This is a genomic window from Paenibacillus sp. KN14-4R (genome assembly GCF_052180255.1).
Taxonomy (GTDB): Bacteria; Bacillota; Bacilli; order Paenibacillales; family NBRC-103111; genus Paenibacillus_AM.
The window spans coordinates 3,621,040-3,637,900 of sequence record NZ_CP197466.1 but is presented as its reverse complement, the minus strand read 5'-3'; the positions used below and the strand labels follow the sequence as shown (position 1 = coordinate 3,637,900).

The window sequence follows — 16,861 nt, the reverse complement described above, 5'->3', positions numbered from 1 at the left end:
ATCTTTTTTGTAAGCGCATTCAAAAACAAATACTCAGAGATTGTCGAGGTCTAGTTATGCGAAAAATAGCTGCTTTCTTGAGTTTCCGTGGCATCCGAGTTCGGACATACGCAACCATTTTACCGATCTTTCTTGTTACACTCACTGTCGTACTTGTCTTTTCGTATTCATTCTCGAAAGAAAAGCTTGAACTTGAAATTGAGCGAAACATTGTCCAGCAGCTAGAAAAATCAACAACACAAATTGCAAGTGAACTGAGTACGCACACCAAGAACACGGAAGTATTTGCCCGAACTGTGGAACAGAATGCGAAGCAATTAAGTTTAGAAGAGTATCGTATTATGACAGAGAATGTACTCAAAATTAATCAAGAGACATTAGGTCTCGGTATTTTCTTTGAGCCATTTCAGTATCAAGAGAAGAATAAATTTTTTTCAACCTATACCTTTAAGCAAAATAATAAAATGATGCATACCGAAGAGATCGAGGAAAACGCAAAGGTTTACACGGAACAGATTTGGTACAAAGAAGGTAAGAATGCTTTATATTCCAGTGCTATGTCAGGACCTTTTTATGATGAAAAAGAGAAAGCAGCGAAGATGATCACTTCCGTACCCTTTTACGATATGAAAAAGAATTTCCTAGGCGTCGTGAAAAATGACTTTAATTTATCGAATATTCAGAATTCAGTTCGTAATGTCAAAGTTGGGAATACCGGCTGGGCTTTTCTTCTTGACAAAAACGGGCAATATTTAGCTTCTCGCGACAAAGACAAGCAAATGATGCTAAACATCACGAATGAAAGCAATACCTCCTTAGCCCAAGCAGGTCAATACATGCTCGAAAGAGAGGAAGGGGGGGTACGCTTTACACAGGGGCAAGAGAATTATCAAATTCAGTTCCAAAAAGTACCCAAAACAGGTTGGTATATTGGTCTAGTCGTATCTGAAAATGAACTGTATGCGCCGTTAAAGACGCTGCTTCATCGCATACTCATCATTGGTGGAGTTGGTATTTTAGTCGTTATTGCGGCTATCTACTTGTACACCCTGTACATCATTCGTAACATTGATCGTATGAACAACCTCTCGAAGCTGATGTCCAAAGGTGACTTCACCAAGCCGATCGCTTCCAAAAGCAAAGATGAATTCGGTGAGATGGCCCGCAATTTCAATCAGATGATGGATAATGTAAAGGGATTATTGAATCAAGTGGCCGATCATACCCTAATTGTCGCTTCAACTGCAGAGCAGTTAACCGCGAATACGAATGAAACAGCAGCTGCGACACAGTCAGTCACACAGGCGATGCAGGAAGTAGCTGCGGGTTCAGATGATCAGTTGCAGAGTTCGGAGGAGACTTCCCGTAGTATGGCAGACATGATGGATAGCATTCAACAAATTACGCATTCTGCTGAAGTGGCGATACAGTCTTCTGAATTAGCCGTACAGCAAGCCAAGAGCGGCAATGAGATGCTTCAATCTGTCGTCGATCAGATGAAATCCGTGAACCAATCGGTCAATACGACATCTAGCGTGGTGGAACTGCTCGGCAGACGTTCAAGTGAAATTGGGGTCATGACAAGTGTTATTGCGAATATTAGTAAAGAGACGAATATCTTATCACTCAACGCGAGTATTGAAGCGATGCGTGCAGGGGCGCAAGGTAAAGGATTTGCCGTAGTGGCAGCGGAGGTCCGTAAGTTGTCTGAGAATACAAAAGCTGCAGCGACAAACATTTCGGATCTCGTCGAGGCGATCCAAGCCGATATTCATCGTGTCGTGGATGTGATGCAAGTTGGGACGAAGGAAGTTGCAGAGGCTACGAAGATGGTGAATCAAACCGGTGAAATGTTCCACGACATTGTCCGCTTTAATGAAAACAACAATAAGCAGATTGAAGAAGTATTCACAGCATCAGAGCAGATCACAGCCAATGCGAAACAGGTCGCGGCATCGTTGCATCACTTCTCAACGATTGCACGTGCATCGTCCGCCAATTCACAGGTTGTAGCTTCAACGTCTGAGGAGCAGCTTGCTTCTATGCAAGAAATTGCATCATCGGCGACCGTACTTGCTAAGCTTTCCGATGAACTTCAAGCCATTATTACGAAGTTCAAGATCTAGCAATCATCCATATGCAGGAAAAAGAAAAGAGTTTCACCTATTCACAGGGGGTGTGCATGAGTTTATGCACACCCCCTGTGGATAATGTTGATAAGTGCTAAAAATCCCGATAGGACTTCTTTTTATAAAACGAATTAATTCGAATAACTTTAGGACAACTTTTTCACGCGTTTCTGTGGATAATGTGGATAACACTGTGTAGAAGTTGATTAATCTCGGATTTATCTAGTACTTATGGCATATCTGGCATGTGGATAAGGCTGTGGAAAATGAAATGACGCCATGACGTAATTTCTCTCTTATAATTCAATTCCATGTTGATGCAGTGTATCGCGAAGCACTCCCGCCATGATGTCATATCCAACGATGTGGGGATGCAACCCGTCATGAGCAAGTTCCTCACGTAATGTTGCCCCATCTGCGGTTGTCATATGGGAGTGGTAGTCGACATAAATGCCGCCTTCATGCTCAGCTAATTTTTGCAAAGCATGATTCAGATTCACAATGAGCTTATTTTTGATTGCTAATGATGTGAAGTAATTCATGTTCACAGGCAAAATAGAGCAGAGGATGGGCTTGATTTGATGTTTGTTAGCAAGCTGTAGCATCTCACGGATATCTTGTTCAATCTCTTGATGCAGCGCATCTGGTAGCTTACGACCCGCTTCACTCCATGCATCCAGTGCGTGCATGTTGTTAATTCCGATTTTGATGACGACATATTGAGGTTTGAGTTGAATGACATCAGCTTCGAAACGTTGAAGGACATGACCGCTCACATCGCCGCTAATCCCACGATTAATGTGATTCTTACCGGATGAGCCGAAATAAGTTCTCAAATCCCATAATTGGGTGATCGAATCGCCAATAAATACAAAGTCGACAGGCTGTTCTTTGGCGAGTAACACTTCATTACCAATATCGAACTCTAATCTGCGGCTATCCGCAGCTGCGGGCACACCAAAAGTGCCTGGTCTTACCAAAGGAATGCGCTTTTCATTCATCTTCTTCTACACCTCGCAAATGATATTTTAGTAGATCGGATTGGAACTAAGGCAAGTATATAATAGAGCATTTGGAAAAGTAAGAGCCCTGAACAGAGTATTTTCTCTGCACAGGGCTTTTTAATGAATGTAATACGCTTATTCCATCGTGTCATCCTTTGGATGCAGGAAGGAAGGGCGTTTTATTTTGGCGGGGACAGGATTGCGAACAAGGATATCAAGCAGAGCACGACCGTTGAATGGAATAAGTGGCCAGAGGTAATGCGTATTGAGCGATTTCGTCGTCAAGAGAAGGATAAACCATGCAAGACAGCCAATTATCATCCCCTTGAGGTGCAGGAAAGCGACAAGTATGATTAAGGATATGCGTACAAGACGAGTCGCGAGTCCGAATTCATAACTTGGTGTTGCGAACGTACCAACTACAGAGATGGAGAAGAACAGAATCACCTCCTGAGAAAGAATACCGACTTCAACCGCGACCTGTCCGATCATTAGCGCTGCGACAAGGCCAAGGGCTGTTGTAAGTGATGAGGGCGTATGTACAGCGGCCATTCGTAGTACATCGATCCCAATCTCGACGAGTATTAATTGTAAAATAATCGGCATCATCTGTGGCGTTTCTGGTAGCAGGAATCCCCAAGTATCAGGTAATAACTGTGGTTCTAATGCATAGAGAAACCAAAGTGGAAGCAGGAACACAGAGGCTAGTATGGCGGCAAATCGGACCCAACGTAAATAAACGCCGACAACAGGCTTTTGACGATATTCTTCTGCATGTTGTACATGGTGGAAGAGTGTGGTAGGTGCAATCATGACACTTGGTGAAGTATCGGTGTAAATCAGAACATGTCCTTCGAGCAGATGAATAGCGGCTACATCAGGTCGCTCTGTATAACGAACAAGCGGGAAGGGGTTCCAATTGTGACCGAATACGAATTCCTCAATCGTTTTATCGGCCATTGGCAATCCATCCACATCAATCTGGTCGAGACGACTACGAATTTGTTCGACTAGCTCAGGATCCACGATATCCTCTATATAGGAGATCACAACATCGGTCTTCGAGCGTCTGCCCACCTGCGTATATTCCATGCGTAAGGATGGGTCGCGGAGTCTGCGCCGTGTAAGAGCCGTATTGAAAACGAGTGTCTCGGTAAACCCGTCACGTGCCCCGCGTACAACACGCTCAAGATCAGGTTCATCAGGAGAGCGGGCAGGATATGTACGTGCATCGATAACCAGTGCTTCATCCGCACCTTCAATCAGAAGTACAAGCGGGCCTGATAAGACACTAGAAATGATCGTGTTCATATCACGAACTTTATCTACTTCCAAGTACCCGATGAAGGTATGAAATAGCTTGGAGATTGCATCTGTCGTAAATTCATCTTTGTTAAGGCTTGATAATTTGATCATGATGACATTCATGACTTCGTCTTTAGCGAATCCATCGACGAAGAACAAACCGCACTTCCGTCCGCCATAATCGAGTTCACGATGGATGACATCGAAACTTTTACCGACACCGAGTGCTTCTCGTAGGAATGTCACATTTTCGATGAGAGAATGAGTTAATTCTTGTTTTTGCTGCCCTTCTCGGGCATGTGAATTGCGCACAATGAGTCCTCCAGCTTGGAATCTACTTTATTCAAGTTATTTCCAATTCGTAGAGAGTTAAACGTGAATTACATAGGGTGTACATGATCGGTGTTAGCAGGAGATAGGTTCTCATTTTGCTCTTTTTGTTGTAAATGTTTACGCTGCACGATTCCGAAAATTCCAGCGATGATGCTAAAACCACCAGCGACTAAATACATCGTCATACTTCCCCAAAGGTCGATCAAAATACCGCATAGCAAGATAGAGCCGCCGAATTGGACATGGAAAAGTGTCGTTTCAGCAGATAGTACTTTAGGGAGCAGTTCAGGAGAAATGCTGCGTTGAACAAGTGTAGTCCGACTTGACCCACGAAGTTCGACCATTGGTCCCATCACAATGACGATAAGTAGCAGCAAGTAAAGATTCGTTGTTAGTGCGAAAATAGCTGTCGTAATCCCATAACCCAGTGTGCCAATAATCATGAAAAGAGGAAGCTTTCCATCGAGGCGTTTGACAAGAGCCATAACTATGAAACCGCCAATAATCGTACCGATGAAATAGGAAGCATTAATAAATCCCCACCAAGCATCACTTTGATGCAGTACCTCTTGAACAAACACCAATGTGAACGCGCCAATCCATATTGCTCCACAGATACCATCGATCATATCCATCGTAAAAATCGTACGCAACTGACGGTTACTCCATAGTGCCACCCAACCTGAGCGTATGGTTTCAAAGCGTCTTGTCGAGTGGGGGGAGGCTTGGGAAATTTGCTGCTTGGTAGATGAGTGGGCGCTGCTCGGTAATTGAGGTTCCTTAATTTGAAAAGTAAAAATGAGAGCAATCGTGTAGAGACCTGCGACAAGAGCTAGTGTAGGTGGTGAACTGATCATGGCAACGACGACCCCACCGGCAGCCCAGCCGCCGAATTGTACAATCTGATTGATCGTCGAGAGGAACGCATTTGCTTTTAATAACTGCTCATTCTCAATTAAACGGGGAACAAGGGCGTTTTGAGCAGGTGTCGTCCAACCGTCGAAGAAGGAAATGATCGCAATAATAAGCAGCACGATCCATAGAGTACTCGAACTTAGAAACTGCCATGCAAACAGCGCAAGCACGATGAATAAAATAAGCTGTACAGTTTGAGACAGACGCATTAATGCTGTTAGTGGGTACTTGGCAAGCAGTAGTGGTGCTAGGAATCCACCAACACTTTGGCTTAACACACGGCAGAGTGGAATAAGTGCAGTAAACGTTGCAGAACCGCTTATTTTATACATCATCGTAACCAGTGCGATGATGTACAGGATATCTGCTGTATTTGAACAGGTTTGTCCGATCCATAAGGAACGAAAGGAACGCTGAAACATGCGGGAGTACCTCTCTTTCTCTTTCTAATTAAATAAATATTCAGATAATAATTCTTCTAAATAAGAATATATTCCTTTTTTATTCATAAAAAAGAAGACTTGATGCCGCTTATGCACCAAGTCTATTTCTAGACAAATCCTTTTATTCCATCAGGGTCTCCCACTCGGTATAACAACCTTCTAATTCTAATTTCTTCGCATCCATGAGCGAAGTCTTCTCACCTAGAAGCACATAGTCGTTGAACACGGCCTCATCGGCCATTTCCGCCTCCAGTGCTTCAAGCTCCGCTTCCAGCTGCGCAATGTTCGCTTCCAGCGCCTCAAGCCGGCGCTGCTTGCTGCGCGCCTCGCGCTGCGCTTGTTTCCCTGCCTCGTAATCGCTGCGCTTCTCCTCAGCCGATTGCGCTGTCGCGCTGGTCCCGCTTGTCGCTGGTCCCGACACACCCGCTGCTCGCCCTGAACTGCTCGCATCTTCAGCTCGCTTTGTGCCCGCACTGCTCGCTCCTTGCGCAGACGACTGAATTTCAGCGAGCTCGGCTTTCTTTTCGATAAAGTCGTCATAGTTGCCGAAGTACATTTGGACGCCGTCAGAGGACAGCTCCAGCATGCTTTCCGCCATCTTATTTAAGAAATAGCGGTCATGGGAAATGAACAAGAGCGTACCTTCGTAATCCATGAGCGCGGATTCAAGAACTTCTTTTGCATATAAGTCCAGATGGTTCGTCGGTTCATCGAGTACGAGAACATTCGCTTTAAGCAGCATTAGCTTCGCGAGAGCGACACGCGCTTTCTCACCGCCGCTTAAAGAACTGATTTTCTTAAAAACATCTTCGCCAGTGAACAAGAAATTTCCAAGCACAGTACGGATTCGAACCTCTTCAAGGTGGGGGAATGTATTCCAAACTTCATCCAGCACGGAATTTTTTGGATTCAAATGGGTTTGTTCTTGGTCATAGAACCCGATCTTTACATTTGTTCCCCAATTGATGACACCGAAATCTGGTTTATGATCACCAATTAGCGTCCGAAGTAGAGTTGTTTTACCGATACCATTCGGACCGATCAAGGCTGCGGTTAACCCGCGAGTCAGTCCGATATTGACATCACGAATTAATACACGGCGCTCCTGTGCCGCAGCCTCACCTGGACGGGCTTGTACGGAAACTTGAAGGTTGCGGACCTCCAGCACATCTTTACCTGAAGTTTGCTCCACTTCAAAAGAAAAGCTTGCTCGTTTCAAATCGCCCATCGGTTTATCGATCCGATCCATTTTCTCCAGTGCTTTGCGGCGACTCTGTGCACGCTTGGTCGTTGTTGCTCGTACAATGTTTTTCTGTACGAATTCTTCCATCCGAGCAATTTCCGTCTGTTGTTTTTCATAATGTCGCATTTGAATATCGTATTCCGCAGCTTTAATCTCAACAAAACGAGAGTAATTGCCTGTGTAACGCTTGGAACTTGTACGCTCAATTTCATAGATAGCAGTCACGAGAGAATCCAAGAAATACCGGTCATGAGAGACGACAAGGATTGCACCTGGATAAGCACGAAGATAACCCTCTAGCCATGTAAGTGTCGGGATATCCAAATGGTTCGTAGGCTCATCGAGAATGAGCAGATCCGGCTCTTCTAGGAGCATTTTGGCAAGCGCAAGACGCGTTTTCTGACCACCACTTAATGTATGTATCGGCGTCTCGGGCGCGAACTGTCCAAAGCCCATACCATGGAGGACCCCACGCATTTTCGCTTCCATTTCATAACCGCCGTGCTGCTTGAACCATTCGGATTTTACGGCATAGCGGTTCATTGTCTCTTCATAACGCTTTTCATTTTCATGCAAGGCAGGATCAGACATTTGCTGTTCCAGCTCCCGAATTTCTTTTTCCGCTTCAATTAAAGGTGTGAATACGGTCAAAATTTCTTCGCGAATCGAACGTGCTGTGTTTAGTCCTGAATTTTGACGAAGATAACCGACCTTGGTTTCTTTTGCTTTAAAAATATCCCCGTCATCATAAGAAAGCTCCCCTGCAATAATTTGCAGCAATGTCGACTTTCCCGCACCATTCACGCCAACAAGGCCGATACGTTCTCGATCTTCAATTTGTAACGATATATTGGAAAGCACAGGTGTCACCCCGTAGCTTTTACTCATATTGCTGACTTGCAAAAGCATGTTACTTAAACCTCCTGTGAATAGCCCTAAAAGGGCGGCGAATATGATATTTGTATCATCTTCTTCCAGTGTACAGGAAATTGCATCGATTCTAAAGTCCAATTACATGCTTATTTTTTCCGAACATATTTCCGAACATAAGTTTTTGTTTAAGACCGACTCTATGATAGAATATACATAAGTAGGCTAATATCGAATGAGAGGCAGCCCTTTATGAATATAAAAGAGCGGAAAATTGCCCTTCGCCAGTCCGTAGAGACCATGAGAGCAGGCTTGAGTGAAACGCAGAGACACGAGAAAGAACGGCTTATTAATACCGGGCTCCTTGCGCAGTGTGAACAAATTTTTACTTCATCTATACAGCAATCCCAGTCCGCATTGTCGGGAGGGGCACTGCTTACCTATATGCCTTATCGAAGTGAACCTGATGTTACCCCAGTGATGGAATGGTGTTGGTCACATGGGATTTGTGTACTATTACCTCGGGTTATCAAGGGAACGAAAGACATGCAATTACATGCTGTAACCAGCTATAACGATTTAGAGACAGGTGCGTGGGGGATTCGTGAACCCTTATCTACGCTTCCTCAGGTTAACAATTTGTCGAGTATTCGGATGATTCTTGTTCCGGGACTCGCTTTTGATAAAAGAAACGGCCGCTTGGGGTACGGCGGTGGGTTTTATGACCGTTTTATTCGTAGGTTTAACGATTTAAAACTGACGGCACCGTTTGTTATAGCAGGGGCTTTTGACGCTCAAATTGTGGATGAAGTACCTATGTCTTGGCACGATTTTCGTATCGATTGCATCATTACAGAGTCATGCATTAAGAGGATAAATAAGGAAGAGGATTAAATGATAGAGGGGGTGCGGATTGGAGTGACTGAAGCGAAATTAACCCATTTTAATGATCAAGGAAGAGCGCGCATGGTCGATGTCTCAGAGAAAGAAATTTCGACGCGCAGCGCGACGGCTGCAACCAAGCTGATCATGCAGCCTCAGACACTGACATTAATTAAACAAGGTGGAATGAAGAAGGGCGATGTGTTGGCAGTTGCACAAGTTTCTGGCATTATGGCTGCGAAAAAAACATGGGAATGGATTCCGATGTGCCATCCGATCCCGTTAACTGGCATTGATATTGCTTTTCATGATAATGGAACCAATGAACTTTATATAGAAGCAACCGTCAAGACGACCGGTGTGACTGGCGTAGAGATGGAAGCGTTGACAGCCGTTTCTGCAGCAGCACTGACTGTTTACGACATGTGCAAGGCTGTGGAAAAGGAAATGATTATCGGCCCCACTATGTTAATTACAAAAACCGGCGGCAAAAACGGTGATTTTCACAGAAAAGATACATGATCTTCCTAAAAATTTTGATACAGTAGAAGGGAGAGGTGACGCCTATGCGTTGGAGAGTTGCCATTTTAACGACTAGCGACCGCGGATCTCGGGGGGAACGGGAAGACACAAGTGCCCAGGTCATTCGGGAGCTTGTGGAAGAAGAATTGAATGGGGAAATCGTGGACTATCGAATTGTACCCGATGAAACAGATGAAATTATGGCCGCACTTATTGAGATGGCCGATTATTTTGAAGCGGATCTTATTCTGACAACAGGCGGTACGGGCCTAAGTCCACGTGATGTGACGCCTGAGGCAACACTCAACGTCGTGGATCGTGAGGCACCGGGTTTTGCTGAAGCGATGCGGGCGAAGTCGCTAGAGAAGACACGCCGTGCGATGCTTTCTCGTGCTGTGGCTGGTATTCGTGGTAAGACCTTGATCTTGAACTTACCTGGATCTCCGCAAGGTGTGAATGAGAATCTAGCAGCTGTTATTGATGTATTGCCACATGCGCTTAATATTCTCACCGGAAGAGAAGGAGAGCACTAGTGATGAACCAGAAGGAAATGCTCCGGGAAGTGAAGGTCGAGGATGCCATCGGTATGAGGCTGTCACATGACTTAACACAGATTATTCCCGGACAGTTCAAAGGTAGATTGTTTCAAAAAGGTCATGTGATCCGTGAAGAAGATATACCTGCATTATTATCAATTGGTAAAGAACATATTTATGTAATGGATTTAGCGCCGGGGTATGTGCATGAAGATGATGCAGCACGGCGCTTGGCTGCTGCTTTTGCAGGGGATGGACTGATTCTTAGTGAGCCACACGAAGGCAAGGTTGCTATTAAGGCAGCAGGAGCTGGACTTGCGAAGATCAATGAATCTTTTGTTCATGAAGTGAATGCACATGAGCAGCTCATTATGTCCACGGTACATACGAATAAAGTGATGAAGCCGGGGCAGTCTCTGGTAGGTACACGGATTATCCCACTCTATATCGAAGAATCACAGATTCAAGCTATTGAGCAATTAGCGAGCGCCTATAAACAGCGTGGGGAATCACTTGTTGAAGTTAAGCCATTTAAAGCTCTACAAGTCGGGCTCATTACAACAGGCAGTGAAGTGTATAAAGGACGAATTACAGATAAGTTCGGACCTATTGTCAAGGAAAAAGTCGCAGCGCTCGGCTCGACAGTTGTAAACCAAGTGTTAACGCCCGATGATAAATCGATTATTGTACAGGAAATCCGTAAGTTTGCTGATCAAGGTATGGATATAATCCTACTTACTGGTGGGATGTCTGTCGATCCGGATGATCGTACACCGGGAGCGATTAGAGAAGCAGCTACACAAGTGATCTCCTATGGCACACCTATGCTCCCAGGTTCAATGCTTATGATGGCTTATCTGAATGACATTGCGATTATAGGGCTACCAGGATGCGTCATGCATGATCCATTTACATCGTTTGATGTACTTCTCCCACGTATTTGTGCTGGAGAAACCATTATACGCGCAGACATCTCATCGCTTGGTTATGGTGGAATGCTGGGCTGTTAAGAACCTGAAATTTCATTATTTTATAAAATAGAGGTGTATCCCAGATGGGTTCCATTGGCTTTACAGAATTTTTACTGATCGGAATTGTATTGCTCTTATTATTTGGTCCGAAGAAGCTGCCTGAGCTTGGTCGTGCATTTGGTAAAACACTGCGCGAATTTAAGAATGGCGCACGTAATATCATGGAGGATGATCCTGCAGCAACTCCTGCTTCGCAGGAAGCAGCTTCTGCTAAGCCAGTGAACGTACCCGCTGCAAGTGCATCAACTGAGGCGAAAGTTCGAACACTGGATTCTAAGCGTTTACCAGATTAATAGGGATATGAACGTCAACAGTTCGTAAGGTAGGTTGGTGTATGATGAGTACTAATAAAGAAATGGTTTTATTCGAACATATTGGCGAACTCCGCAAGCGTTTGATGTGGGTGCTCGTCTTTTTAATTATCGGTATGGGTGCCGGACTCTACGTAGCCAAACCGGTGCTTTTATATTTACAGAAGCTTCCCCCTGCTAATGGGTTGGAGTGGCACGTTTTTTCCCCATGGGATGCACTACGCCTTTATATGAGCTTCTCGCTAGTCATAGGTTTTATCGTGACCATGCCCGTGTTGATGTATCAAATTTGGGCCTTTGTAAGCCCCGGACTTCGTGACACCGAGCGAGGTGCAGCAATTAAATACTTACCTTTTGCTGTACTGCTTTACTTATTGGGTCTTGCTTTTGGATATTTTGTCGTGTTTCCAATGGCATTCCACTTTTCGACATCGATATCGGGCAGCTTGAATATCATTGAAACGTACGGCGCAGCGCAATATTTCTCATTTATGTTTAATATTATTATTCCGCTGTCGATTTTGTTCGAATTGCCGATTATTGTTATGTTTTTAACGAAAATTCGCCTGCTTAATCCGGCAAGATTGTCGAAATTCCGCCGACTTGCTTATATGGTGCTCGTTATTTTGGCTGCGGTTATTACCCCACCTGATGCGATCTCTGCCATTTTGGTGTTCGTACCGATGGTTGTGCTTTATGAATTCTCTGTTGTGTTATCAGGGATGATTTATCGGAAGCAGTTAGCTCAGGATGCAGCATGGGAACAAGAGTATGGCAAGAAATAAACAATAAGCCTCGCATGTTTGCGAAGGCTTTTTCATTTTTAAAGGCTACTTTTGGAAAAAAGTAAAAAACTAAGCAAATCCACTTGCAAATCCACTTGGAAATCAGTATCATAAAAAGTGTTGTTAGCACTGTGGGAGTCCGAGTGCTAAGTACCTACTAATAAAATGAATTAACATTTCTAAAGGAGGCTATTTTCACATGATCAGACCGTTAGGAGATCGCGTAGTTATTGAAGCCATTGCAAAAGAGGAGACAACTGCAAGCGGCATCGTTCTTCCAGAAACAGCGAAAGAAAAGCCACAAGAAGGTAAAGTTGTTGCTGTGGGCAGCGGCACACTGAACAAAGATGGAGAGCGTCTTCCACTAGAAGTGAGAGAAGGCGACCGTATTATTTTCTCCAAATATGCAGGAACAGAAGTGAAATTCGATGGTCGCGAGCTTTTGATTATGCGTGAAAGCGATATTCTTGCGATTTTAGCTTAATATACAATTCGTGAAACGAAATCAATCATACATTCTATATACTTTTAGAGGAGGTTTTTTCAAATGGCAAAGGACATTAAATTCAGTGAAGACGCACGTCGCTCGATGCTTCGTGGTGTAGACGCTTTGGCAAACGCAGTAAAAGTAACACTTGGACCTAAAGGTCGCAACGTGGTGCTTGAGAAGAAATTCGGTAGCCCGCTAATTACAAATGACGGTGTTACAATTGCAAAAGAAATCGAACTTGAAGATGCATTCGAGAACATGGGTGCTCAACTCGTTAAAGAAGTTGCTACTAAAACTAACGATGTAGCTGGTGACGGTACAACAACTGCAACAGTTCTTGCTCAAGCTATGATCCGTGAAGGATTGAAGAACGTAACTGCAGGTGCAAACCCAATGGTTATCCGTAAAGGGATCGATAAAGCAGTTCGTGCAGCAGTAGAAGAATTGCAAAAAATTGCGAAGCCAATCGAAGGCAAGCAATCCATCGCTCAAGTAGCTGCAATCTCCGCTGCTGACGATGAAGTAGGTCAGTTCATCGCTGACGCTATGGAAAAAGTGGGTAAAGACGGTGTTATCACAGTTGAAGAATCCAAAGGTTTTGCAACTGAGCTTGAAGTTGTAGAAGGTATGCAATTCGACCGTGGATACGTTTCCCCTTACATGATTACAGACACAGACAAAATGCAAGCTGTCCTAGACAATCCTTTCATTTTGATCACGGATAAAAAAGTTTCCAACATTCAAGAGATCTTGCCTGTACTTGAGAAAGTCGTACAATTAGGCAAACCGCTTGTTATCATCGCTGAAGATGTTGAAGGCGAAGCACAAGCAACTCTTATCGTGAACAAACTTCGTGGAACATTCACTTGCGTAGCTGTTAAAGCTCCAGGATTCGGTGACCGTCGTAAAGCAATGCTTCAAGACATCGCTGCTCTTACTGGTGGCCAAGTGATTACAGAAGAGTTGGGTCTAGAATTGAAATCCACTCAAGTGACTCAATTGGGTCAAGCGCGTCAAATCGTAGTAACAAAAGAAAACACAATCATCGTTGATGGCGCTGGTAACAAATCCGACATCGATGCTCGTGTGAACCAAATTCGTACACAATTGGAAGAAACTACTTCCGAGTTCGATAAAGAGAAATTGCAAGAGCGTCTTGCTAAGCTTGCAGGCGGTGTAGCTGTAATTAAAGTTGGAGCTGCTACTGAAACTGAGCTTAAAGAGCGTAAACTTCGCATTGAAGATGCACTTAACGCAACTCGCGCTGCGGTTGAAGAAGGTATCGTAGCAGGTGGTGGTACAGCACTTGTGAGTGTGTACAACGCTGTTGCATCCGTAAACGCTACTGGCGACGAGCAAACAGGTGTGAACATCGTTCTACGTGCTCTTGAAGAGCCAGTACGCACGATCGCTGCGAATGCGGGTCAAGAAGGCTCCGTAATCGTTGAGCGTTTGAAGAAAGAAAAAGTAGGCATCGGATACAACGCTGCTACTGGCGAATGGGTGAACATGATGGAAGCGGGTATCGTTGACCCTGCTAAAGTAACTCGTTCCGCTCTTCAAAACGCAGCATCCGTTGCAGCTATGTTCTTGACAACAGAAGCTGTAATCGCGGATAAGCCAGAAAAGAATGCACCAGCAATGCCTGATATGGGCGGCATGGGTGGAATGGGCGGCATGATGTAATAAGGAGCACAATGCGCTCCACGCATCAATGTTAAACCTAATAAAAAGAGGCGTCTCACACGTTCATTGAACGGATGAGATGCCTCTTTTTTGTATGAGCATTGTTACCGATGAGTCGGGGATTCGGAAGCCTTTCGGTCTTACTGCACTCGCTGTTTTTCAATTGCTATTTTCACTTGTCTTTGAAGGCAAAAACTGGTTTCGACTGTTGGAGAGCAACCGCGGAAGTTCTTTACCTGATAAGAATTTTTCCATCATCATTTCACCTTCCTATTAATTAATTCTAGTATTTAAATTTTTCGAGAGGAGGAATAAGGAGAATATGAAGCGAGTGCGGAGGAATTAGCTTAAATTTCAGATTTACATGGAAAAACAGGGCTTATTTCAATAGATATGCAGGAATATCAGCGTATACGACGATACATAGCAGCAGTATCGTAGAAGAGGGATTATACGTATGAATTGTGAAGGTGAATATGAAATAATTGTCACTTGCAGTGTCTGAAATTCATGGTAAAGTGATAGTCGGTCGGCGTTCATTTATGGAAGGTCGATAAACTCATAGAACCTAGAGGATTGTTCTGGAAGGGAATTATAGGATGAATTTTCAGTCAAGGCCTGCCAAAGCTCGGTGGGTGAGTTTTACTTATGATGTTATGATTACAATTGTGTGCGGATTGCTTGTAGGGGCGGGAATTCAGCTATTTCTGACGCCACATCATCTACTAAGCGGGGGGATACCAGGTCTTGCGTTGATTGCGAATTATGTGGTTGGTTGGGATGTTTCTCTGACGTACTTCATACTGAACCTGCCTTTGATTATATGGGGGTATATTTCTCTTGGTAAAAAGTTTATTTTACTTAGCTTAACTTCGGTACTAGCTACGACGATTGCTTTGAAATTCATACCCGCCTATGAAGTGACGACAGACCCGATCATTGCGGCGATCGTAGGAGGAATTATTATTTCCATCGGCGTCGGCTACTCATTACGTGTTGGGGGATCGACGGGTGGTTTTGATATTATCGGATTTATTATGACCAAAAAGCGTGACTTCCCCTTGGGTAACGTGTTATCGGTGCTTAATTCATCCATTGTTGTTGTGCTTGGCTTTCTTGATAGTTGGAATGTCGCATTCTACTCCATGCTCTCGATCTATGTGAAGGGCAGGGGAATTGATATGATTCATGTTCAGCACATGAAGGTGACGGCGTTCATTGTGACGGAAGAAAAAGACCTGATGGCCGAAGAGCTCATCAAATTTTCGCATGGTGTGACGATGATTAATGCATACGGTTGTTACAGCCATAAAGAAAAATCGATGCTAATGACTGTGACCACCCGTTACGAATTGCCGTCACTACGAAAGCGAGTGTTTGAACTGGATTCGAAAGCATTCATTAACATTGTGGATACCGCCGAGGTTGTTGGGCGATTCCGGAGAATCATATAATAGAGGTGAGAATGGATATAGGGTCTGTTCCACGTTAAAATGGATGTAGATGAAAACAACGTGGCAGGAGGAATACCCAAAACTTGGTGTACATAGACAAATTAGACCTAGAATATGGTATTATTATGAACAATATTTGCATCTAAAAAGATCAATTTGCAGCAAGAATATATTGAATTTTTAAATGATGATTTCTTTATTTTGTCTAATGGATTGAAAATAACATTAAATTCAAATCAAGAGTATCCCTTGTACATAATCCCCTTAAGCGCTTCAGCAGCGTAGTATAGTGGCATGATTCTGCCTAATTATTGCAGCCAAGTCGCCATATTATCCAGCGGAAAGATCCCGGAGAAGAACACTTGCGGAACGACGACGAGCGGGATGAACTGGATCATCTGAAATTCAGATGAGGCGAAAGTCGATAGCAGTATGCCGAGCGTCAGCGCAACAAAAGCGGTAAGCAGATTAATTAGCATGACATGCCAGATTGAGCCTACTAGAACGAGGTTCAACACATCGAAAGATTCATTTTTTCAGAATCATCCTTTCATTAGTTCATCGAACTTTTGTAAGGCCTTTTTTCATCTTTCATGATTTTGGTGTTGACAAATCAATTTAATACTACTATGATTGTCCATAATCTAATATTAGTTAACACGATGAAAGAGCGAAGTAGTATATTTGTCACTGACTCAGAAAGCCAGGGGTTGATGCGACCTGGCACACACAAATGTTGCGAATTACACTCTGGAGGTACTTAGGTAACGCTAAGCGGATTGGCAATCGATATCATTGCCGAGAGTGGTATTAATAGCGGCTGCAGCGTTATTAATACAATTTGGGTGGTAACACGGTTAATAAATCGTCCCTATGTCTATAACAGACTAGGTACGATTTTTTTTGTTTTCTAATCACAATT

14 protein-coding genes, 2 pseudogenes and 1 other annotated feature are annotated in these 16,861 nt (G+C 43.9%); of the genes and pseudogenes, 11 read left to right on the top strand and 5 right to left on the bottom strand.

From position 1 onward, the window contains the following. The first annotated feature begins 56 nt into the window (after positions 1–56). On the top strand, positions 57–2,126 hold the full coding sequence (locus ACSBOP_RS17930; RefSeq protein ID WP_442601870.1) for a methyl-accepting chemotaxis protein: 2,070 nt from the start codon (positions 57–59) through the stop codon (positions 2,124–2,126). Positions 2,127–2,425: 299 nt separating this feature from the next. On the opposite strand, the gene ACSBOP_RS17925 is transcribed toward ACSBOP_RS17930, so the two are convergent. From ACSBOP_RS17925 to abc-f, 4 genes are all read right to left on the bottom strand, one after another. Continuing rightward, entirely contained in the window at positions 2,426–3,130 is a 705-nt protein-coding gene (locus ACSBOP_RS17925) for a GDSL-type esterase/lipase family protein (RefSeq protein ID WP_442601869.1), read from the bottom strand. A gap of 138 nt (positions 3,131–3,268) precedes the next feature. Next, positions 3,269–4,750 carry a spore germination protein gene (locus ACSBOP_RS17920; RefSeq protein WP_442601868.1) on the bottom strand — a complete coding sequence of 494 codons (1,482 nt, stop codon included), beginning with the start codon at positions 4,748–4,750 and terminating at the stop codon, positions 3,269–3,271. Positions 4,751–4,818: 68 nt separating this feature from the next. Next, positions 4,819–6,108, bottom strand: a complete 1,290-nt coding sequence (locus ACSBOP_RS17915) for an MFS transporter (RefSeq protein WP_442601867.1) — start codon at positions 6,106–6,108, stop codon at positions 4,819–4,821. Between the two features lie 142 nt (positions 6,109–6,250). Continuing rightward, positions 6,251–8,281, bottom strand: coding sequence for a ribosomal protection-like ABC-F family protein (gene abc-f / locus ACSBOP_RS17910; RefSeq protein WP_442601866.1), 2,031 nt, complete (start codon positions 8,279–8,281; stop codon positions 6,251–6,253). A gap of 213 nt (positions 8,282–8,494) precedes the next feature. Between abc-f and ACSBOP_RS17905 the strand changes: the two genes are divergently transcribed. The 10 genes and pseudogenes from ACSBOP_RS17905 to ACSBOP_RS17860 all read left to right on the top strand — a co-directional run bounded on the left by ACSBOP_RS17905 (position 8,495) and on the right by ACSBOP_RS17860 (position 15,939). Beyond that, positions 8,495–9,136 carry a 5-formyltetrahydrofolate cyclo-ligase gene (locus ACSBOP_RS17905; RefSeq protein ID WP_442601865.1) on the top strand — a complete coding sequence of 214 codons (642 nt, stop codon included), beginning with the start codon at positions 8,495–8,497 and terminating at the stop codon, positions 9,134–9,136. Positions 9,137–9,208: 72 nt separating this feature from the next. After that, a complete protein-coding gene (moaC, locus tag ACSBOP_RS17900) occupies positions 9,209–9,646 on the top strand; it encodes a cyclic pyranopterin monophosphate synthase MoaC (protein ID WP_442604521.1) in 438 nt (145 codons plus the stop codon). A gap of 44 nt (positions 9,647–9,690) precedes the next feature. Continuing rightward, the gene (mog, locus tag ACSBOP_RS17895) at positions 9,691–10,179 is read left to right on the top strand and encodes a molybdopterin adenylyltransferase (RefSeq protein ID WP_442601864.1); all 489 of its coding nucleotides are present in this window, start codon (positions 9,691–9,693) and stop codon (positions 10,177–10,179) included. 2 nt (positions 10,180–10,181) lie between these two features. Further along, positions 10,182–11,192, top strand: a complete 1,011-nt coding sequence (locus ACSBOP_RS17890; RefSeq protein ID WP_442601863.1) for a molybdopterin-binding protein — start codon at positions 10,182–10,184, stop codon at positions 11,190–11,192. Between the two features lie 44 nt (positions 11,193–11,236). Then, complete coding sequence (locus tag ACSBOP_RS17885; RefSeq protein WP_442601862.1) at positions 11,237–11,506, top strand: twin-arginine translocase TatA/TatE family subunit; 270 nt, start codon at positions 11,237–11,239, stop codon at positions 11,504–11,506. A 41-nt stretch (positions 11,507–11,547) separates the two neighbouring features. Continuing rightward, positions 11,548–12,309, top strand: a complete 762-nt coding sequence (gene tatC, locus ACSBOP_RS17880) for a twin-arginine translocase subunit TatC (RefSeq protein ID WP_442601861.1) — start codon at positions 11,548–11,550, stop codon at positions 12,307–12,309. A gap of 199 nt (positions 12,310–12,508) precedes the next feature. Continuing rightward, the gene (gene groES / locus ACSBOP_RS17875) at positions 12,509–12,793 is read left to right on the top strand and encodes a co-chaperone GroES (RefSeq protein ID WP_442601860.1); all 285 of its coding nucleotides are present in this window, start codon (positions 12,509–12,511) and stop codon (positions 12,791–12,793) included. Between the two features lie 63 nt (positions 12,794–12,856). Beyond that, the gene (gene groL, locus ACSBOP_RS17870) at positions 12,857–14,485 is read left to right on the top strand and encodes a chaperonin GroEL (protein WP_442601859.1); all 1,629 of its coding nucleotides are present in this window, start codon (positions 12,857–12,859) and stop codon (positions 14,483–14,485) included. A 112-nt stretch (positions 14,486–14,597) separates the two neighbouring features. After that, positions 14,598–14,732: pseudogene (locus ACSBOP_RS17865) on the top strand (IS4 family transposase); the annotation flags it as partial. A gap of 352 nt (positions 14,733–15,084) precedes the next feature. Beyond that, positions 15,085–15,939: a YitT family protein gene (locus tag ACSBOP_RS17860; RefSeq protein WP_442601858.1), complete on the top strand. Its 855-nt coding sequence runs from the start codon at positions 15,085–15,087 to the stop codon at positions 15,937–15,939. A 245-nt stretch (positions 15,940–16,184) separates the two neighbouring features. Here the strand turns inward: ACSBOP_RS17860 and ACSBOP_RS17855 are convergent. Beyond that, a pseudogene (locus ACSBOP_RS17855) lies at positions 16,185–16,457 on the bottom strand (ABC transporter permease); the annotation flags it as partial. Between the two features lie 135 nt (positions 16,458–16,592). Next, positions 16,593–16,815 (top strand) — a binding site (T-box leader). The last annotated feature ends 46 nt before the right edge of the window (positions 16,816–16,861 follow it).